The 21,433-nt window shown below is 34.4% G+C and carries 18 protein-coding genes, 1 tRNA gene and 1 pseudogene; 7 read left to right on the forward strand and 13 right to left on the reverse strand.

The features are described 5' to 3' along the window. Positions 1 to 9: 9 nt before the first annotated feature. From pcsA to ACFINM_RS04660, 3 genes are read left to right on the forward strand one after another with little or no spacing between them, the layout of a single operon-like run. On the forward strand, positions 10 to 822 hold the full coding sequence (gene pcsA / locus ACFINM_RS04650; protein WP_375621252.1) for a phosphatidylcholine synthase: 813 nt from the start codon (positions 10 to 12) through the stop codon (positions 820 to 822). A gap of 26 nt (positions 823 to 848) precedes the next feature. Then, positions 849 to 1,895, forward strand: a complete 1,047-nt coding sequence (locus ACFINM_RS04655; RefSeq protein WP_375640787.1) for an enoyl-CoA hydratase/isomerase family protein — start codon at positions 849 to 851, stop codon at positions 1,893 to 1,895. Then, a complete protein-coding gene (locus ACFINM_RS04660) occupies positions 1,892 to 2,305 on the forward strand; it encodes a DUF6163 family protein (RefSeq protein ID WP_375613429.1) in 414 nt (137 codons plus the stop codon). Before ACFINM_RS04655 ends, ACFINM_RS04660 begins: the two co-directional genes overlap by 4 nt. A gap of 301 nt (positions 2,306 to 2,606) precedes the next feature. Here ACFINM_RS04660 and ACFINM_RS04665 read toward each other — a convergent pair whose 3' ends face one another. The 9 genes from ACFINM_RS04665 to ACFINM_RS04705 all read right to left on the reverse strand — a co-directional run bounded on the left by ACFINM_RS04665 (position 2,607) and on the right by ACFINM_RS04705 (position 11,776). After that, the gene (locus ACFINM_RS04665; protein ID WP_273791051.1) at positions 2,607 to 2,966 is read right to left on the reverse strand and encodes a hypothetical protein; all 360 of its coding nucleotides are present in this window, start codon (positions 2,964 to 2,966) and stop codon (positions 2,607 to 2,609) included. Between the two features lie 110 nt (positions 2,967 to 3,076). Further along, positions 3,077 to 3,886, reverse strand: a complete 810-nt coding sequence (locus tag ACFINM_RS04670; RefSeq protein ID WP_375640792.1) for an MBL fold metallo-hydrolase — start codon at positions 3,884 to 3,886, stop codon at positions 3,077 to 3,079. Between the two features lie 10 nt (positions 3,887 to 3,896). Then, on the reverse strand, positions 3,897 to 4,670 hold the full coding sequence (locus ACFINM_RS04675) for a TatD family hydrolase (protein WP_375618142.1): 774 nt from the start codon (positions 4,668 to 4,670) through the stop codon (positions 3,897 to 3,899). Next, entirely contained in the window at positions 4,660 to 6,219 is a 1,560-nt protein-coding gene (metG, locus tag ACFINM_RS04680) for a methionine--tRNA ligase (RefSeq protein WP_375621257.1), read from the reverse strand. Before metG ends, ACFINM_RS04675 begins: the two co-directional genes overlap by 11 nt. Positions 6,220 to 6,295: 76 nt before the next feature. Beyond that, positions 6,296 to 7,339, reverse strand: a complete 1,044-nt coding sequence (locus ACFINM_RS04685; RefSeq protein WP_375621258.1) for a DNA polymerase III subunit delta' — start codon at positions 7,337 to 7,339, stop codon at positions 6,296 to 6,298. Further along, a complete protein-coding gene (gene tmk, locus ACFINM_RS04690; protein ID WP_375621259.1) occupies positions 7,336 to 7,980 on the reverse strand; it encodes a dTMP kinase in 645 nt (214 codons plus the stop codon). The genes ACFINM_RS04685 and tmk overlap by 4 nt, the downstream gene beginning before the upstream one ends. A 28-nt stretch (positions 7,981 to 8,008) precedes the next feature. Beyond that, positions 8,009 to 9,172, reverse strand: a complete 1,164-nt coding sequence (locus tag ACFINM_RS04695) for a D-alanyl-D-alanine carboxypeptidase family protein (protein WP_375640796.1) — start codon at positions 9,170 to 9,172, stop codon at positions 8,009 to 8,011. A gap of 1,089 nt (positions 9,173 to 10,261) precedes the next feature. Further along, positions 10,262 to 11,161, reverse strand: coding sequence for a septal ring lytic transglycosylase RlpA family protein (locus ACFINM_RS04700; RefSeq protein WP_375621261.1), 900 nt, complete (start codon positions 11,159 to 11,161; stop codon positions 10,262 to 10,264). 539 nt (positions 11,162 to 11,700) lie between these two features. Then, positions 11,701 to 11,776 (reverse strand) — tRNA-Lys (locus tag ACFINM_RS04705). A gap of 1,210 nt (positions 11,777 to 12,986) precedes the next feature. Here ACFINM_RS04705 and lexA point away from each other — a divergent pair. Beyond that, on the forward strand, positions 12,987 to 13,691 hold the full coding sequence (gene lexA / locus ACFINM_RS04710) for a transcriptional repressor LexA (RefSeq protein WP_375621262.1): 705 nt from the start codon (positions 12,987 to 12,989) through the stop codon (positions 13,689 to 13,691). 460 nt (positions 13,692 to 14,151) lie between these two features. Then, the gene (gene rimO / locus ACFINM_RS04715) at positions 14,152 to 15,465 is read left to right on the forward strand and encodes a 30S ribosomal protein S12 methylthiotransferase RimO (RefSeq protein WP_375640800.1); all 1,314 of its coding nucleotides are present in this window, start codon (positions 14,152 to 14,154) and stop codon (positions 15,463 to 15,465) included. A 532-nt stretch (positions 15,466 to 15,997) separates the two neighbouring features. On the opposite strand, the gene ttcA is transcribed toward rimO, so the two are convergent. The 4 genes and pseudogenes from ttcA to ACFINM_RS04735 all read right to left on the reverse strand — a co-directional run bounded on the left by ttcA (position 15,998) and on the right by ACFINM_RS04735 (position 19,586). Then, positions 15,998 to 16,873 carry a tRNA 2-thiocytidine(32) synthetase TtcA gene (gene ttcA, locus ACFINM_RS04720; protein WP_375634106.1) on the reverse strand — a complete coding sequence of 292 codons (876 nt, stop codon included), beginning with the start codon at positions 16,871 to 16,873 and terminating at the stop codon, positions 15,998 to 16,000. A gap of 267 nt (positions 16,874 to 17,140) precedes the next feature. Further along, positions 17,141 to 17,758 carry a 30S ribosomal protein S4 gene (rpsD, locus tag ACFINM_RS04725; RefSeq protein WP_273722651.1) on the reverse strand — a complete coding sequence of 206 codons (618 nt, stop codon included), beginning with the start codon at positions 17,756 to 17,758 and terminating at the stop codon, positions 17,141 to 17,143. Between the two features lie 170 nt (positions 17,759 to 17,928). After that, positions 17,929 to 18,756 carry a glutamate racemase gene (gene murI / locus ACFINM_RS04730; RefSeq protein ID WP_375640802.1) on the reverse strand — a complete coding sequence of 276 codons (828 nt, stop codon included), beginning with the start codon at positions 18,754 to 18,756 and terminating at the stop codon, positions 17,929 to 17,931. Next, positions 18,749 to 19,586, reverse strand: a pseudogene (locus tag ACFINM_RS04735) (RNA methyltransferase). Before ACFINM_RS04735 ends, murI begins: the two are co-directional and overlap by 8 nt. A gap of 302 nt (positions 19,587 to 19,888) precedes the next feature. Here ACFINM_RS04735 and sfsA point away from each other — a divergent pair. Beyond that, positions 19,889 to 20,605 carry a DNA/RNA nuclease SfsA gene (gene sfsA, locus ACFINM_RS04740; protein ID WP_375640803.1) on the forward strand — a complete coding sequence of 239 codons (717 nt, stop codon included), beginning with the start codon at positions 19,889 to 19,891 and terminating at the stop codon, positions 20,603 to 20,605. Then, positions 20,598 to 21,428, forward strand: a complete 831-nt coding sequence (map, locus tag ACFINM_RS04745) for a type I methionyl aminopeptidase (protein WP_375629859.1) — start codon at positions 20,598 to 20,600, stop codon at positions 21,426 to 21,428. The genes sfsA and map overlap by 8 nt, the downstream gene beginning before the upstream one ends. The last annotated feature ends 5 nt before the right edge of the window (positions 21,429 to 21,433 follow it).

Here is a 21,433-nt window from a genome sequence, read left to right on the forward strand (position 1 = left end):
TATTGATAGATGGTTGAAGACTTTAAAAACGAGGATAAGAAAACCTTGAAACGTAAATTAACAAAGAAAATCAAAACAAATGCTAAATTATTACGCCATAAAAAAGTAACAATGCCACAAGCAAAGGCCTTTTCCGTTCATTTACTAACAGCTTCGGGATCATTTTTAGCGTTTCTTTCTCTTATATCAGCCTCTCAAAAAGAATGGACAGCTATGTTCTGTTGGCTTGGGCTTGCTCTTCTCGTTGATGGTATAGATGGACCAATTGCACGCAAACTTGATGTTAAATACGTTCTTCCAACATGGTCTGGAGAGCTGTTAGATAATATTATTGATTACGTGACTTATGTCTTAATTCCTGCCTTTGCACTCTATCAAAGTGGTTTCATGGGGGTAGGGTTATCATTTTCATTGAGTGCAATTATTGTTATTTCATCTGCTATTTATTATGCAGATACTAGTATGAAAACTAAAGAAAACTTTTTTAAAGGATTTCCTGTTGTTTGGAATATGATGATTTTTACGCTTTTTGTCGTCAGACCAGGAGAGTGGATTACTTTTATTATTATTGTTCTATCGGCGATTATATCTTTTTTGCCAATTTATTTTATTCATCCAGTAAGAGTCCTTCGTTTACGTAGAATTAATTTTCCCATTTTTCTCTTATGGTGTTTTTTTGGTGTTTCTGCCTTCTTTTATCAACTAGAGGCTCCCTATTGGGTTAAAATAGGAATTTCGGTAACAGGAATTTATATATATTGTATTGGCGCAATCATGCAAATATTTCCTAAACTTGGGGCAAAAAGTATAAAAAAACAATGAAATAATTGTTTTAAGAAGGGTGTGAGATGCAAATTAATTTTGGAGCAGATGATGATATTTCTTTTACGAAAGAAGGGCGTGCTGGTATTATAAAGCTCACACGTCCTTCAGCATTAAACGCTCTTAATCAACGAATGGTTTCAGCTTTAAAAAAAGCTCTCAGAACATGGGAAACAGATGATAATGTTTCTTGTGTCTTAATTGAAGGGGAAGGGCGTGCTTTTTGTGCTGGTGGAGATGTTGTAGAAATCTATCATATGGGGAAAAGTGCTGCTGCTTGTCAATACTTTAGAAATGAATATAGTTTAAATGCTTATATCAAACATTTTTCAAAGCCCTATATTTCTTTCTTAAACGGTATTTGGATGGGAGGAGGGGTAGGTATTTCTCTCTATGGCTCGCATCGAATTGTTACAGAAAATACAGTTTTTGCTATGCCAGAAGGTGCGATTGGATTTTTCCCAGATGTAGGTGCAAGTTTTTTCTTACCATCTCTTCCCAATCATTTTGGTATCTATCTTGCATTAACTGGTGCACGTATAAAGTGGGGAGATTGCTTAAATTTAGGACTAGCAACACACGCCGTTGCTGAAACTGAATTCGATATGATTAGAAAAGCTGTTATTGAGCAAGGAGATCCTACTTTAGCTTTAAACGAGCGAGCAATTACAAAAGATTATGAAACAAGTCATGAAATACGTTGTATTATTAACACTTGTTTTAGTGCCCATACCTTAGAAGAATGTCTCGAGTTGCTACATAAAAAAAGCAATGCAGATGTTTTATTTGCTAAAGAATGTTATGATATTTTGCAGTCACGTTCTCCGACAAGTTTAAAAGTTATCTGGAAACAAATGAAACAAAGTTCATCTCAAACGTTGGAAGATTGTATGAAAATTGAAAACCGCATAGCGTATCATATGATTCATTCACATGATTTTTATGAAGGTATACGTGCTATGTTAATCGATAAGGATAAAAGACCTCAATGGCAACCAGATAAACTTTCAAATGTGACAGATGAAATGGTAGATTCTTACTTCCAACCTGTTGAACAAGAGTTATTATTGTGAAAAATAATTCTCACAAACAGATTTCAAAAATCAATTTAATCTATAACTGTTACTTACGGTTTTTGGCATTTATTTGCTTAGTTCTAGGTATTTGTTATTGGATACGCCTTGTTGGGGTTTTTCCAGGTATTCTATGGCGTTTTGATCTTATGCCTTGGCAGTGGCAATTTGCATCAGCTATATTGGCTATTCTCTATCCTATTGCCTTAGTTGGACTTTGGATGTATTCACTATGGGGTATCATTGTGTGGTGTATTGCAGCGTTGATTGAAGCAATAACAATATATTATTCCGATTTTATTTATCAGCCATTTGTACCATTATTTCATGGAATATTGTTTTTAGCTTTTATAGTACTACAAATTGTAATTATTTTTTTTAAAAGAGTAAAAAATAAAAAAACATTGTAATTGAAATTTTCGAGCCAGAATAACAGGCTCGATTTTCGATCTTAGTTAACTTAAGTAGCTCATTTTAAAGCTTCGTTCCTCAAAACGCTGATGCTAGCTATACTTTTCCATAAAGTTCCATAATATATATTATGCGATAATATGATGCAGAAGATAAATCCTTTATCCAAAAAGAAAACCCTACTTTAAAACATCATCATAATATTTATATCATACAATTTACTTTTAAAATAAATTTTGGTCTTTAAGGTATATTCCTTAAAGACCAAAAAATGAAATTACATATGATAAATAAGAAAAATTACTGTACTATTTTACAACGTTTCATACGTGCAAGATCACTTAAAACAGCATTACGATTATTTAAAGCCGAAATTTCATTACTTTCACTGGATTTAGTATCCATAAAAAACAAAGCAGGTACAAATACAACACTTGCCGCTGCTAAAGCCACGTTTTTATTTCTTGCTTTAGAACGCTCTGCAATTGTATCATTAATCTGACGTTTATTAGCAAAAAACTCCCGTTGAATATCGGCACAACTCATTGATCCGTCATGTAATGTTGTCGTTGCAATATTTTTTTCTAAACGCCCCCCACATGCTGTCAAGGAAACCGCTAAAACCACAATACATACACCCCGCTTAAAATTCTTATACATAAAAGCCTCATTTTTAACATAAAAAAACACTAAATATGTCAAAAATGAAATAAAATAAAGGATAAATTTAAAAGTGTTTTATTTAACTTAAAATATTGCGCATAATAAGCTTATGCATCTGTTTCAAAAGTAAGACCTTGATATGCAGGTTTTACATAGGATGGAACGTAATTTATTACCTTATTGTAATCCAGAGTTCTATCCATATGTGTGAGTATTGCTTGTTTCGGCTTTAAATATTCTATCCACTGTAATGCTTGATCAACAGAAAAATGACTCGGATGGGATTTAAATTGAAGAGCTTCAATGATGAGAACATCCAAATCCATTAATTTGGATAAAGTTTTTTCAGGAAATTCACTAACATCCGTACAATAGGCAACATTCCCAATCCGAAAACCTAAGGAATGAATGTTTCCGTGGTGTTGTAAATGTGTATTGACGCTTATTTCTCCGCCCTGCCCCTGAATAATAAATTGGCTATCTTCATTGATAAGATGCTCTTTTAAAATGGGAGAATAAGATGAATCTTTTGGAGTTTGAAAACAATATCCGAAAGCACTTTTGAGATGCTCTAGTGTAAATCTGTCGGCATAGATATCTATTAAACATTTTTGTGCAAGTGCATAGCTGCGTAAATCATCAATACCGTGGATATGGTCTGCATGAGAATGCGTATAAAGAGCAGCATCAAGATGGCTTACACGCGCATCGATCATTTGTGAGCGAAAATCCGGCCCCGTATCAATAACGATTGTTGTTTTTTTCCCTGATGGTTTAATACGTTCAACTAATAAAGAACTTCTGTAGCGTTTATTTTTAGGATTATTCGGATCACATGTTCCCCAATCACCATTAGGTCTTGGCACTCCTGGAGAAGGCCCACACCCTAATATTGTAAATCGGTATTGATCACACATATCTTTTGCCTTATTTCATTTTGCTAAATAAACGAAAAGCATTACGCGTTGTTATTTGAGCTATTTCTTCAATGCTTAAGCCAATTGTTTCAGCCAAAACAGCTGCTGTATAACATACAAAAGATGGTTCATTTGTTTTTCCCCGATGGGGACTAGGTGCTAAGAATGGAGCATCTGTTTCCACTAACAAATGCTCATGGGGCACAATTTTTGCTATTTCACGGATTTCAAGTGCGTTTTTAAAAGTAAGAATACCTGAAAAAGAAATATAACCACCAAGTTCAATTCCAGCACGAGCAAGTTGCATTCCAGACGAATAACAATGAAGGATAAAGGGAAAAGCTCCTTCTTTTATCTGTTCACGTAATATTTTCTCCATATCGATATCGGCATTGCGTGAATGTATAACAAGAGGAATCTGTGTTTCTCGAGAAGCAATGATATGTTCTTGAAAAACTTTCTTTTGCTCTTCTGGTGTAGAGTAATCATAATGATAATCAAGGCCCCCTTCCCCAAACGCAACAATTTTAGGGTGATTCGAGAGCTGTATAAGCTCTTCCGCTGTAATATTTTGTTCTTCATGCGCGTGATTGGGGTGTGTTCCAACGGAACAAAAGACTTGATCATAGCTTTGCGCAATGGCTAACAGTTTATCTAACTTATGAACATGGGTTGAAATTGTTATCATACGTTTAACGTCAGCATCTAAAGCCCGTTGGATAACATTATCCAAATCTTGTGAAAAGTCTTCAAAATCAAGATGACAATGTGTATCAATCAACATGATGAGTGTCTTCTTTCTTCAAGATATAACGAGGAAAAATTGGTTCTGGTGGTGGAAGATCAAGCCCTTCTTGAATTTTTGAATGACTTATATGATACAATAACCGATCATCTTCAGCAACTGCAAGGCTATCAAGAAGTTTCGTTGCTGATTGGGGTATGAAAGGCAAAAGCATAATTCCTATTCTACGCAAGATTTCTACAGTTATATAAAGAACTGTAGAAAATCGTTCTCGATCGTTTTTACGTAAACTCCAAGGTTGTTCGTTGGCAAAATAGCGATTGGCATCTGCTACAATTGAAAAAATAGCTGAAAGTGCTAAATGCATACTATAAGAAGACATAGCTTGGTGTACAGTTTCAAGTACTTGAAGAGATTGTTCTAAAAGCTGTTTATCTTGAGCTAAAAATGAAGCTGGTTTCGGGACTTGTGCATTACAATTTTTGGCAATCATAGACAAACAGCGCTGTGCTAAATTACCAAGATCGTTAGCAAGATCAGCATTAATACGGTTCACAAGGCTTTCATGACTATAACTACCATCTTGTCCGAATGGCACTTCACGGAGAAGGAAATAACGGACCTGATCAAGACCATAATGATCAACCATTTCAAAAGGATCAACGACATTTCCAATAGATTTTGACATTTTTGCACCACGATTAAGTAAAAAACCATGTGCAAAAATATTTTTAGGCAATTCAATTCCAGCAGACATTAAAAATGCCGGCCAATAGACTGCATGAAAACGAATAATATCCTTACCAATAATATGCGTATTTGCAGGCCAAAAATCACGTTTTTTTGAATTTTCATTGAAAAAACCTATTGCTGATAGATAATTTGTAAGCGCATCAACCCAGACATACATCACGTGCTTTGGATTCTCAGGAACAGCAATTCCCCAGTTAAAACTTGCGCGTGAAATAGAGATATCTTTTAAACCTGATTTGATAAAACTTATAATTTCATTACGCCGCTCAAATGGAGCAATAAAATCAGGATGTTTTTCATAATATTCAAGAAGAGCCTTTTCATAATGAGAAAGTCTAAAAAAATAACTTTCTTCTTCATTCCATTCAACTGGAGAGCCTAATTCTTTCTCACGACGGATGTTGTCTGCTCCAATTTCCGTATCTTTTTCTTCATAATAGGCTTCTTGGCGAACCGAATACCACCCCGTATAACGACCGAGATAAATATCGCCATTTGCTTCCATCTTTTTCCAAATTTCTTGACAAGCTTGATAATGGCGTTCTTCTGTCGTACGGATAAAATCATCGTTAGAACAATTTAATACTGCAAGCATTTTTTGAAACACCGCACTATTACGATCTGCAAGTTGCTGAGGTGTCATGCCTAATGCAGCTGCGGTTTGTTGCATCTTGAGACCATGCTCATCTGTACCAGAAAGAAAAAATACATTTTTTCCGTTTAACCGTTGAAAGCGGGCTAAAACATCGCTTGCAATGGCACTATAAGCATGTCCAATATGTGGAGCACCATTAGGATAAAAAATGGGAGTTGTTATGTAATATGTGTCACGCATGTCATACTCGTTGTAAAACGCTATAAATAGAAGATATAATGACATAACGCTTGTTCATCGCATTGTCACGGAAAAACTAATTCTCATGAATGATCTTATGAACTTTAAAAAGTAAGTTAATAACAAACTGCTTTTTATCGAGATTAAACAGTTGTATTTCCTCTATTTCTTGATGAATCTCCTGCCATTTTTCCGCATATTTTTTTGAGAGAAATAAGTCTCCCTTTTCAACGAGCATGATAGCTTTTTTTTGAATTTTATTAAGAATTTCATCACAAAATTGTTGAAATTGGAATGTAGAAGAAGCAGATGAAAATGTTTGTGCAAGAGTATGTACAATTGTTGCGTTACAAACAGGTTTCTCTAGGAGAGCATCAATTGTTTTAATAATTTCAAGACCGCCATGGCAAATAAGTAAAGCGGCTTTTCGAGGGCTTCCTTTAGATTTTTTAATAATCATTTCAATTGTTTTTTCATCAGGTAAATCCTGATCGGCGAAAATATGTATAATAACTTTTTTCATTTCATCGTTATTCAACGGACGAAAAGAAATTTTTTGACACCGTGAATGGATTGTTGGAAGCAATTTTCCTGAAGAATGTGCGATAATAACAAATAACGTTTTTGTAGGTGGTTCTTCAAGTATTTTGAGAATTGCATTTGCTGCATTTCTATTCATATCATCTGCAGAATCAATAATAACAATACGCCATCCATTATCTTGCGATGTTCGACTTAAAAAATGCATAATATCACGGATATCATCAACGAGTATTCCTGTTTTAAACTTTTGCGTTTTCACATCAAATCGACGTGAAATATACAAAAGACCAGGGTGACTTCCTTGTGTAATTTGGCGCCATGGGGTAGAATAAGGATCGGGTTTGAAGAAAGAACTCTGTTGAAAACTTAAAATGTTCCAAGCAAGATGAAAGGCTAATGTAGCCTTTCCAATCCCGTATTCTCCTTCAAATAATAATGCATGATGCAAACGCTCTTCTTTAAGCATTTGTGTCAAAAAATGACGCACATCCTCATGACCAAAGATAACATTGTTCTGGGATGGTGATAAAATTGTATCAATATCATCATATTGGCGTAAGGTATTTAAATTACTCATGAAAGCTGATCCAACAATACCTGATGACAAATATTTTTTATTTGATGAGCAATAGCTTCCACTGAGCCAGTGGCATCAATGACTCGAAATCTATGGGGTTCTTGTTTGGCCAATTGAAGAAAAGCCTTACGTCTTTGTTCTTGAATTTCCAACTGATCTTTTTCAAAATAATCAATTTCTTCTGTTTTTTTTCTTCGTAAATTTGCACGCTTCATACCACACATTGCTGGCATATCTAATAAAAATGTTAAATGAGGCAAAATACCATTGAGCGCAATACACTCTAAAACAGAAAGAAGAGAAGAACTGACTCTATTATTGAGTCCTTGATAAACGCGTGTAGAATCAATAAAGCGGTCACATAAAACGATTTTACCTTTTTGCAAAGAAGGTGCAATAACTTCATGAAAATGGTCGACGCGTGCAGCTGTAAACAAAACAGCTTCAATCAACGGTCCATACTGTCGCGCCTGCCCCGACAACAAAATATGCCGGATTGCTTCTGCTCCTGGCGTTCCTCCTGGTTCTCGTGTTGTAACAACATCATAACCTTGGTGAGAGAGAGACTCAGCAAGTAAAGAAATCTGCACCGTTTTTCCTACCCCCTCCCCTCCTTCGAATGTAATAAAATAACCTGACACGTATGACCTTAACCTTATTAGCGCGTAACTACAAATATTTCCGTAACCATCCAATTGTTATTTCATAGAATGCATTTTTTACTTTTGCAAAGAAACTTCCTTCCTGAATATTCATTCCGGCAAAAACTGGTTTTTCCAGAAGAACCTTTTTATCTTCTAAAATTTGAATAACACCAACTGATTGCCCAGAAACGATGGGGGCTTTCAATGGACCATGATATTTAATTTTTGCTTTAACATTAACTTCTTTTTCATTGGAAAGCATAAAACTTATCGGTTTTTTGACAATAAGTGGGACAAAACTTTTCTTTCCACCATAAACAGAAGCAAGACCAACCGTTTCTTCTTTTGTGAAAATTGTTTTGAGATCAAATGCCGTCATCCCCCATTGAAGAATGCGTTCTATTTCTTTTGTATATTTTTTACCATCTTGCAAACCATTGATTGCTAAAAAAAGACGTCGATGATTTTTAGAAATGGTGGCAACCATTGAAAAACCTTCTTTTTCACTGTAGCCAAAACCAAATCCTTCTACACCAATTTCCTTAGAAATAAGAGGGTTTTTATTACGTTGAAAAATATTATTCCATGTAAAATGAGGCTCACAATAAAGTGCATAATAATCCGGATATTTCTGAACAATATGACGTGCTAATATAATCATATCACGCACAGTTACAAATTGTCCCTCTTCCGGTAGCCCTGTAGCATTAACAAAATGACTCTGAGATAATCCGATTATTTTTGCGCGCTGATTCATCAGTTTTACAAAATGATCTTCATGTCCTGATATTCCTTCAGCAAGAATAATAGCAGCATCATTTCCATTCACAATAATTAAACCACGTAAAAGATCAGAAACACTGATTTCTGTCTTTATCTTTGCAAACATAGTGGTTGTACCGGAAGGTGCTCCACCTTTGCGCCAAGCATTTTCACTGACCTTGAATTTCTGCGTACTTTTTAATAATCCTTTTTTTAATTGATGAAATACAACTTCTGCTGTCATCAATTTTACTAATGAAGCAGGAAAAAAAGGAATATCACTTTGTTTTTCATAAAGTATTGTCTCTGTATCATCATCGAGTAATAACAGTTGTGATGCGGGAGTTTGAAAATCTTGTGCTCTCCCCCACATATCAAATGCCAATACTCCCCATAATATCAATAAGATCCTTAATGCTGTATACATAGCTGCTCCTCCCATCCCAAAGATCAACATAAAGAATCTTATATAGGAAAAAACTTTTTGATTTCTGAAAATTGAGGAATTATTTACAACTCATAAAAAGATTTTATTTTCATTTAGCTTTAGAATATATAATATGACACGTTTTTTATCTTCCATGTAGGTTCAATTTAACATTTTAAATGTATGAGAGACAAAAGATTTTTTCCTATTTTTATTGATAGTATTTTGATTTGTTATGATAAATTATCATTTTAAAATTGAAGCTAACTCAAAATACTGTAAGATTCTCTCATCTCCTCTTCTCATATTGAATTCATTAAAAATCGCTTACTTACGGGTCATAAGTAGGGTTCGTATATGGATAAAAATTATTAAAAAAGAGAGTAAAAATACTTCTTATAAACCTCTCAAGTGTTAAGAATTATCGCACAAAACATTGGGGATTTGCAAAGTGTATGATGGTGTCGATTTATATCTTCATAAGAGTAAAGATGCTGATGTCTAAAGGCGTTAACAGTTATACCATTCACAGGCGCTGTCGCAAAATAGGCTTGTAGCGTGTTAAAGTATGTCTCTTTTAAATAAGTCCATGAATTGGCAATGTAAGTGTATTTTGTTTGAGACGCTCTGTTTTTCGTGAGGGAACTTACTCCATTAAAGAACATGATAAACAAAAGCATGAGATAATGCATAATCTTTTCATAAGATATTACCGTAGATACTTTAGAAAGATGCAAAGCCGAATCAAAATAAAATATTTTTTTACTTGTTAAGCTTTTTATTCCTCTCAAATCGATTGTACAAGTTGTTTTAGAGATTACACAAACAGACTGACACAATAATTTACCTTCGTCTAGCAAAAGCTATTACAGCAAGAAAAGTACGCGCTTTATTAAGCAAGCAATATCATAAAACGACGAATAGACCAGCAATGGAGTGAAAAGGCCGTACTGAATTTATAATAATAGAACCCAACCATGCTTTTTGAAAAGGACAAAGCGCTTTAAGATAAAAATCCTACACTAAATCCGTAATTTCTTACCTTTTTTACTAGAAAATTATATAGATAAAAAATCAATGCATTTTTTCTTAAAACAGTTGTAGCCAATTAACCTTTGTTTTTTTGTTTAGCTTATTTATAGAAGCAACTTGATCGAATGGTATCGGCTTATCAACCATGATAGGACCAATTTCTGGCAATTTAACTGCAACAGTTTTATTACGTTGTTCTTGTTCAACAGCAGCAGCTTTAGCTAAGTCTTTTTTGTTCCTTGTATTGCGCTGCTCTTTTAACAAAACAGTTTCTCTTTTTTTCGCAATATTTTCCGACGCTAATGAATATGGGGCAGCATTTCCAGGAGTATAAGAGGACATTAAATATGCACCATCATAATAGCCAACAGGTGCTTCAGCAATATATTCTACTTTAACATCTGCGACCCCCCTATCTACATACCCCAATATTGCCGCAGCTTGCTTTGATAAATCAATGATTCTGTCTTTCATAAAAGGTCCGCGATCATTCACTCTAACAACGATTGAAGATCCATTTTTCAAATTAGTAACACGAGCATAACTAGGTAAAGGCATTGTAGGATGAGCAGCAGTCAAAAGATTCATGTCATAAATTTCACCATTGGCAGTTAAACGTCCATGAAAATCTGAACCATACCATGATGCTTCGCCAACACGTTTATAAGTTGGATCACTTTGAGGATAATACCACTTTCCTTTTATTTGATAAGGTTTACCAACAATCGCTCGTCCACGCTTTTTTTCTTCCGATTGATTCTTCTTATTGGAGACTTGTTGAGGTAGTACAGAAGTGTTTACGTTAATTGGTTTATTATGATAGGAATCTTTTATTGAAAAATTCATAGTTTGGCTTGCGCAACAAGATACCAGTGACTGAGAAATGACGATCATAGAAAACAATTGAAGTGTTGGTTTAATCATAAAAGTAATTTTCTTTTTTCTATTTGAAGGCATCTATTCAGTCCACTTATTTCTGTTAAGTACTACTTGTAAAAACCACGTCACGCTTTTTGTACGCAACGGAAGAATTTACGTTTTTAAATGATTCCCCTCACGCATATACCACTCTTGAATTGGCCCCTTCTATCAAGAAATTAACGTATTGTTAACCTTTTTATGGTTTTCATACAAAATAAATGTACTATACTAGATGTTAAAAAGATTAAAATTTAAACAAATCAACATCTTATAGAAAATTCATTTCATAATATAAGTGTGAATAAGTGGTGATTTTAGCAACTGTTTTGCGAATCATGTAATGCAGTGGGTATTAAAAAACCACCTATGGATTGAGAAAATTAGAAACCGCATGTGCTGCCAACGCAGGTACAACCCTATCCGCAAGTTTGTTGAAAATGGAGACAGCATAGCACTGCTCTATTCTAAAACAGCTGATAGAAAATGACAGGCTATAGAATCAATAAAAACTTCAAAAAGAATCAAAACAAAAAAGATTCTTAAACTTTTTATAGCCTATTGATATTACTTAAATTTGGTGAGCGCGCAGGGATTCGAACCCTGGACCTACTGATTAAAAGTCAGTTGCTCTACCAGCTGAGCTACGCGCTCTCACACAAGCTATCTAGTTTTCACACTATCTAATTTGTAGAAAGTGAAGGGAACATACGGTTGACTTTCCATTAGGTCAACACCTTTTGAAAAAAAATATTATTATTTTCTTCAGTTATCAATAATTTTCCGTTTTCGCCCCTTTACTTCATCATTGTATAAGTACTCTTTAATCTTCTTTTTGAAGTTTCAATAAAGGAAAAATTTTACTGTAAAATATTGCATAGATTCGAAGCGTTAAAATTATGAGAAATACCCCTTTCCCCTCACATGGGTTGTTGAGCATAATGGGTAGAGAAGAAAAAATACCTTTTATTATAATATTATTTTTATATCTTTATATTTTAGTGTTCAATTCTCAAATATGAATACAGATTTATAAGATAATATATTGATTTATAATAATTTATTATTTTTCACTTGAGTGAAAATTCTCAAATACTGTAAGTTTTTCTCATTTCAAATCTTTTTTATATTGAAACAATAAAAAGCATTTTCTTGATCGATATAAGCGAGAGAATAAAACTATAAAAAAGAAATGAAAATACCTTTTATGCCTCCTTTCAACAACCAAAAATTATCGCAACATTAGGGTTCATGAAAATAGTATATAGCGGTTGACACGTTAGACTTGAAAATGGAACAATGAGCAACAATGGCTTTGAGAGTATGATTTTTATTCATGTATAATGAATATATAACGAAAGCCAATTTATCCTATAGAATCAAGTAGATATGAAGCAAAAATTTAGTCTCATTGAAAATATCCCGAATGACTATAAATTATGCTCACTATTAGAGCTGTAGATAATTTTACTAAGAATAAAAAAGCAGAAATAATATGCAGTATGCAAAATTATTTTAAGTGTTTTGAATATATAGAATGCCTTCTAATTAACTTTTTTATATCAAAAATTACAAAATACGTAGATATATTTTTAGAAGAAAAGGATAATACTAGTCACAAAATTTAGTGTTGGATAATTCAGTCAGAACTATAAAGTATATATATACATTATTTAATATTAATGTATATATGCAGTATATAAATAACAATTTAAATATATCTATAAATAAACATATTTATTTATTAAACGATAAGATCAAAAACAAAGAAAATAATTTTGATTTGGCGATAAAAATTGTAAAAGTGCTATATATACATGTATTTTTACTTTACTAATTTTTATTATTTTGATTGGAATATTGAATGTTAACATGTAAACAATATGAGCTACTCTTGTTTATTCATAACCATATAAAAGAAACTGGTGTTCCTCCTTCTTTTGAAGAAATGAAAAATGCATTAGAACTTTCTTCAAAGTCTGGTATTCATAAGCTCATTATAGCCTTAGAACAACGAGGTTTTATACGTCGCTTGCCCAATCGTGCTCGTGCTGTGGAGGTGATTCGACTTCCTGAGAAAATAACATTTAACCTTTCTTTAGCACGTAAAATTTCTCCCAGTATGATAGAAAGAAAGAAAAGGGAAATATCAAAAAGCTTGAGTCCCTTTGATGAAGAAGAAAAAAAAAATATCACCATTCCTATTATGGGACGTATTTCTGCGAGCGTACCCGCCTCTGCTATACTGCAACAAATAAACAGCCTTTCTCTTCCACTCGATATGGTTAATACAGGTGAGCACTACGCATTAGAAGTTAAAGATGATTCTATGATGGAGGCTGGTATCCTTGATAAAGATACGATCATTGTGAAACGTCAAAATACAGCAATAACAGGTGAAATTATTGTTGCGTTTATTGATAAAAAAGAAGCCACATTAAAACGTTATCGACGCAAAGGAGCTTCTATTGCATTAGAAGCCGCAAATCCTCATTATGAAGTACGGACATACGAATCCGAGCGTATAGAAATACAAGGAAAACTTACCGGACTTATTCGCAAATATTAAAAAATAAACCTTATAGTACGCGATAGATATCGCAGTAAGAATCTGTTGAGTATTTTTTTATTGTGCCACACGCAATTGACTTCTTCTCCACAGTCAAAGGATGGCCCCAATTCAGTTTATAAACAATCCAGATCCTTATCGAGCGGGTTTCACTTTCCCTTCCCTCCATGTTCTTCACTTAATGCAGGGCTTGACAAGTAAGTTTTAAAATATTCACCACGTACTTTGAAAAGAACTTAAATGCTTTGAAGGAAGCTGCCTTATATCATCATCCTCAATAACGGAATTTTACGATATAATAAGACAAAATTGTATGCATGCATAAAAACACATAAAATTTTGTAGAAAAAAATCAAATAACTTTGTAACAGATTGTATTGCATAGGTATAAAAATAAAGAACATTATTTTTAAATTAATAAAAGCGCAACTCAATCATTCATAGTAATTGTAGGATCATCATGGTAGCACCTCGTATTAGTTTTGTCTCCCTCGGATGCCCAAAAGCACTCGTAGATTCTGAGCGAATTATTACACGCCTTCGCTCTGAAGGGTATGAGATTTCACGTCAACATCAAGGAGCTGATGTCGTTATTGTGAATACCTGTGGTTTTCTTGACTCGGCAAGGAGAGAATCATTAGCCAATATTGATGAAGCTCTTAAAAAAAATGGAAAAGTTATTGTAACGGGGTGTCTTGGTGCTGATCCTGATGCTATTCGCCAAACATATCCTAATGTATTGGCTATTACAAAACCGCAAGCTTATGAAAGCGTTATAGAAGCTGTTCATACAGCAATTCCTCCTGTTCATGATCCTTTTCTTGATTTAGTTCCTCCCCAAGGTATTCGTTTAACACCTCGCCATTACGCCTACTTAAAGATTTCTGAAGGATGCTCTAATCGGTGTAGTTTTTGTATCATCCCTACACTGCGTGGTGATCTCACTTCACGTCCCATCAGCGATGTTCTTCGTGAAGCTGAAAAACTCGTGCAAGCGGGTGTAAAAGAACTTTTGGTTATTTCACAGGATACGAGTGCTTATGGTGTTGATCTTAAATATCTCGAAAATGCTTGGAAAGATCGTACAATCAAAACTAAATTCTTTGATCTTTGTCGCGAACTAGGCGATATGGGTATTTGGGTACGTATGCATTACGTTTATCCTTATCCCCATGTTGATGAAGTTATCGAACTTATGGCTGCAAAAAAAATTCTTCCTTATCTGGATATACCTTTTCAGCATGCATCACCAACTGTTTTGCGTCACATGAAGCGTCCCGCACTTATGGAAAAAACAAACCGTAGAATTGAAAAATGGCGGAAAATATGTCCAGATCTTACTTTGCGATCAACATTTATCGTTGGTTTTCCTGGTGAAACGAATGAAGATTTTAATATACTTCTAGAATGGCTAGAAGAAGCAAAAATTGAACGCGCGGGGTGCTTTAAATATGAAGAAGTAAAAGGAGCTGCCGCAAATGATTTGGGATTAGAAAATATTCCTGAAGAGGTGAAAGAAAACCGCTGGCATCGTTTTATGGCAAAACAACAACAAATTTCTACACATCTTTTAAAGAAAAAAATTGGAAAAAGACTCCGAGTGCTTATCGATGAAAGTCAAGGAAAAGTTGCCAAAGGACGTAGTCAGTACGATGCTCCAGAAATAGATGGTGTTGTCCATATATCATCACGACGCCCACTGCGTGTTGGTGAATTTGTCACCGTTAAAATCGAACAATCGGATGCCTATGACCTTTATGGTATAGCAGTTTAAAAATTTAACTCCTTCCCTGTCCTCAATGATGAAGATTTCTATCAGCATTGGTTTATAAAAAAGCGACTTTTCATAACAAGAACCGATCATGTGACTTACTTCATGAGAATTTACGAGCAATCCTTATTCTGAATGTTTGCTATACACTCCCAAAATACCAAGCAGTTATATATTCTCTTAATTTAATGCCTTAAATGAGCTTTAAATGGCGGTGACGGCGGCGCAAAAGAATAAAATCCACAAGGCTCACCATTTTTAATTAACAAAAGAGCAAATCGACAACCTTACTATTTTCCCATTTTTCATATTACGACAGTCATTGGTTAGTGAAAGGAAACTTTTTTCAAGAGTGTTTTATGCACACAAGAATTTCCTTTGTGATATGCAAACGGATGTTTTTTATGGAAGCAATATAAGAGAATTTGAAACAAAACAATCTGACGATATTTAAATGAAAAAAAATAAATTATCATTATAAATAAGTCTCTTATCTTAAACTCTTTAAACTTATTTTAAAAATATCTAATTTTTATTAACACGTTTTAAAATCAAAGAATTTCTTATCAAGCAAATGACTTGGGCGTACATTTGTTAAAGCGCGAATCATCGTATCTTTACGTCCTGGCATTTGTCTTTCTATATTTTTCAGCATTTCTTTCATTGCATTACGTTGTAATCCATCTTGACTACCGCAAAGATTACAAGGAATAATTGGAAATTGCATTTCTTGAGAAAATTTTTCCATATCTTCCTCAGCAGCATAAACAAGAGGACGTAATACAAAAAGATCTCCTTCATCATTTTTAAGTTTTCCAGGCATGGCAGCTAATCGGCCACCGTGAAACAAATTCATAAAAAATGTTTCTAAAACATCATCACGATGATGACCTAAAACTAATGCAGAACATCCTTCTTCACGTGCAATACGATAGAGATTACCACGTCGCAATCGAGAACAAAGTGAACAATATGTCTGCGACTCTGCCAATTTATCTGTAACAATGGAATAAGTATCCTGATATTCAATACGATATGGAATTTTATAAGAACTTAAAAAGTCTGGAAGAATATGCTTAGGAAATCCTGGTTGCCCTTGATCAAGATTACAGGCTAGAATTTCAACGGATAAAAGACCTCGCCACTTTAAGTCTAAAAGAAGCGCTAATAAACCATAAGAGTCTTTTCCACCCGATAAAGCAACAAGCCATTTTTTCCCTGTAGAGAGCATAGAAAAATCATCCAAAGCTTGTCGCATATGACGTAAAAGCCGTTTGCGCAATTTATTAAATTCTACGCTTGAAGGAGCAACACGAAACATTGGATGACAATTATCTGCTTCGCTTATTAAAGGATCATCTCTCCCTTTGTTTTCTTCTATTGCCTGATATTCAACTGAAACATCATTCATAATACCATATCCTGCACAATAAACGGTTCGTTTTGCAAAGATAAAAACAAATATTAAAGCAAGCTTATATTTATGTTTTTTGAATTTATAAATTAGATACACAAAAAAGAAATGGAACTATACAAATTTATGACTATAAAACATAGCAATAAACTTAATATAGAACCATTTACAAAAAGAACTTATTAACTTCAAATATTGTAAGAATAACACAATATTTTGAAGTTATCATAATAGAAGAGAGAAACAATTTCTCTTACAGAAAAATTATCGAGAATAAAATTCAACAACCAGATTAGGTTCCATTTGCACAGCATAAGGAACATCTGCAAAAGCAGGAATACGTGTAAAGGTTGCTTTCATCTGTTTATGATCTGCTTCAATATAATCAGGGACATCACGTTCTGCCAATTGCACTGATTCTAACACTAAAACAAGTTGTTTCGATTTTTCCCGAACCTCAATAACATCACCGGGTTTACAACGATAAGATTGAATGTTTGTGCGCCGCCCATTGACATTAACATGACCGTGATTGATAAATTGGCGAGAAGCAAAAATCGTAGGTACGAATTTTGCACGATAAACAACAGCATCCAAACGTGATTCTAACAGACCGATAAGATTTTCGCCAGTATCGCCCCGTCGACGAGCTGCCTCTTCATAGGTTTTATGAAATTGTTTTTCTGAAATATCTCCATAAAACCCTTTCAATTTCTGTTTAGCGCGCAACTGAACCCCATAGTCAGAAAGTTTTCCTTTACGACGCTGTCCATGCTGACCTGGACCATAATCACGACGATTGACAGGAGATTTTGGACGCCCCCAAATATTTTCTCCCATACGACGGTCAATTTTATACTTTGTTGTTTCGCGTTTACTCATCGCATTTCCTTATAAAATAAAACACGAGATCTTAAGACCCCAAGGAAACGCGCCCTCCTCTGCCTTTAAATACTAAAGACTGACAGAATACCTTAACATATCAATATGCAAAGTTATCCACGGGACACGTCAATTAATGCTATTTTCTTGAAAAAATAGCTAGATCATCATTATTGGTCTCGTAACCCAAAGTCAACTCCTTTCATGAGTTTTAAGCCAAATCCTTTAAACAAATTCTCCGTTAAAGAAGTGATATTTTTCGATGTCAATAACGCAAAATCTTGATATTTCTTTATATATTGATGGTGTATCTTTCCCGACAATGGTAATAAAGATCTGATATGTTTGGCGATCGCTTTCGCCGGATCAATCCACTCAACGGACCATAAAGCATGATCACGAAAGAAATTAATCAAAAAAGGATAATGTGTGCAGGCTAAAACAATAACATCCGTATATTGTCCATTTTTTTCCACAAAACATGGCAGGATTTCTTTTCTTAACTCTTCTGAATCGATAGATTTTCCCCGTAAATAATCTTCAGCAAGTCCAGCTAGCTTTTTACTTCCCACAAGCTGAACATGACACTGTCCAGCAAAAGAGTTAATTAATTCATTTGTATAAGCACGTTTAACTGTTCCAGGAGTCGCTAATACGGAAATAAAACCAGATTTTGTTTGTTCAGCAGCTGATTTAATTGCAGGAACCGTTCCTACAAAAGGGACATGAGGAAAATTCTGTCGTAAATCTGCTATCATCAGTGTAGAAACAGTGTTGCAAGCAATCACACATAAAGCTGGATTGTAACGTGTTAAAATATTTTTAAAAATCTTCAAAATACGCTCTTTCAAAATATTTTCTTTCCAATTTCCATAAGGAAATCCTGCATCATCAGCAACATAGATAAATTGCATGTCAGGGATAAGAATACGCGCTTCCCTGAATACTGTTAAACCACCAATACCGCTATCAAAAAAAAGAACAGGTCGTTCATCCATTAGTTTTCACACTTATTTTTAATTTTTTTACGATCACGCTCTTCCGGTGCTCTACTCCCTCGTGGATATTGTGGCGAAAAATGATCCAAAGAAGATATAATGCCTCGCAATAAACGAACCTCAGGTTCACTAAAGTTAGCGCGCGTAAAAACAGAGCGCAAATTTGCAAGCATTACTTCTTTACGTTCTGGTGGTCTAAAATACCCACGGATATTCAAAGCCTCTTCTAACTGAGATAAAAAACCATGGAATATTGTTTTATTTGCAGGTTCCATCTCTGCTGCACGAAATGCCGTATCGCTGACATTCTCTAAACCAGTTTTCATCCATTCGTAAGACATTAAAAGAACCGCTTGCGCAATATTAAGTGACGCAAAAGCAGGATTAACTGGAAAAGTAATAATTTCATCAACAAGGCTGATTTCATCATTTTCTAGTCCCCATCTCTCTCTTCCAAAGACAATCCCAGTCTTATGTCCGATACTTTCACGCTGACGTAATACGCTTGCTGCTTCGACAGCACTTTTTACAGTTTTAAATCCACATCTTTCACGTGCTGTTGTGGCAAAAACATAGTGTAAATCTGCAATTGAATCACGCAATGTGTTAAAAATCACAGCATTGTTAATGACATGATCAGCTTTACTTGCAGCAGCTCTAGCTTTTTCATTTGGAAACATTTCTCGAGGATTGACTAATCGAAGCTTAGAAAGTCCAAAATTTGCCATTGCCCTTGCGACCATACCAATGTTTTCAGGAAGCTGCGGTTCAACTAAAATAATAATGGGACCATTTGTTAAATTTTCACGATTCCTATTCGTTCCTGCCATCAATTTTACCTAGTTTCACTTAAACTATCTCCCTCTCCACTATTTTTACGAAACCTTTTTCACAATACTCTAATGCTGTTTAATAATAAATTATAGATAATCTATCTTTTCATTCAAAGATAATAGTTTCTAAACCTAATAATAAATTTTAAAAGCCATTAAAGTGAACGATGGAATTTATAACAATTTATATAAGATATCGTAGCGTTTTTTACATCAATTTTATCTTTTTTAATAGGGAACAGTCCCTATAAATCATAATCTCAGTTGAATTATGAAATCATAAATCCTAAAAAAGGGATATGCACTTTATTCCCAAACTTTTTCCTGCAAAGCTTATCCGTCGTTATAAACGTTTCCTTGCGGATGTTCAACAAGATGATCAGCATGTCCTCACCGTGTCTGTACCTAATACAGGATCAATGCTTGGATTAACAGCTTTCAATACCAATATTTGGCTTTCTTATCATAACAACATCAAACGAAAATATGCCTATCAATTAGAAATTATTGAAGCCGATAATACTTTGGTTGGCATTAATACGTCTTTACCCAATAAACTTGCGTTAGAAGCAATTCAAAACGGATTACTACCAGAATTAAATGGATATAAAACAATTTTAAAAGAACAACGCTATGGGACACAATCACGAATTGACTTTCTTTTACGTGATGACATTCTTCCTGATTGTTACCTAGAAGTCAAAAATGTTCATTTTATTCGTCAGAAAGGATTAGCAGAATTTCCTGATAGCGAAACAAAACGTGGTGCACGTCACCTTGATGAGCTCATAAGAGTTGTACAACAAGGAAAACGAGCTGCTATGCTTTATATTATTCAACGAGAAGATTGCTCAGCTTTTACAATTTGTCATGATCTTGATCCACTCTATGGACGTAAGTTTGATTTAGCATTAAAATCAGGAGTAGAATGTTATGCTGTAAAGTGTCATGTAAGTGTAGAAGGCATTTTTCCGATTCAGAGAGTAAAAATAGAAAATAGAAGAAACAATGACTGAGTATATCGAATATAATAAAATCCCTTTAAAATTTAATGGAAAAATCCGCATTTTCGATGATTATGCTTTTGCTAAAATGCGTGAAGTTGGTCGTATTGCTGCAGAATGCCTTGATGCGCTTACAGATATTATTAAGCCGGGCGTTACTACGCAAGAAATAGATGATTTTGTATTTATTTTTGGAGCTAAGCGAGGAGCACTTCCTGCTGATCTAAATTATCATGGATACAGCCATTCATGCTGTACATCTATCAATCACGTTGTCTGCCATGGCATTCCCAATAAAAGACCTTTGCAAGAAGGTGATATTGTAAATGTTGATGTAACCTTTATCCTTGATGGTTGGCATGGGGATTCAAGCCGAATGTATCCTGTTGGAAAAATTAGGCGTGCAGCAGAACGCTTGCTAAAAATAACCTATGAAAGTCTTATGCAAGGAATCGCTGTCGTTAAGCCTGGAGCAACGACAGGTGATATTGGGGCAGCCATTCAACAGTATGCAGAATCTGAACGCTGTTCAATTGTGAGAGATTTTTGCGGACATGGTATCGGCCAACTTTTTCATGATGCTCCCAATATCCTCCATTATGGAAATCCTGGAGAAGGAATTGAATTAAAACAAGGTATGATGTTTACAATTGAGCCTATGATTAACCTTGGTAAACCACAAGTTAAGATTTTATCTGACGGTTGGACTGCTGTTACCCGTGACCGCTCTCTGACAGCACAATATGAACATACAATTGGTGTTACAAATGAAGGGTATGAAATATTTACACAATCTCCTAAAAATATTTTTTATATTCCAAATTCCCATACCTAACGCAA

Origin of the sequence: Bartonella sp. AA168HLJHH (assembly GCF_042197365.1) — a bacterium.
Lineage (GTDB): Bacteria > Pseudomonadota > Alphaproteobacteria > Rhizobiales > Rhizobiaceae > Bartonella.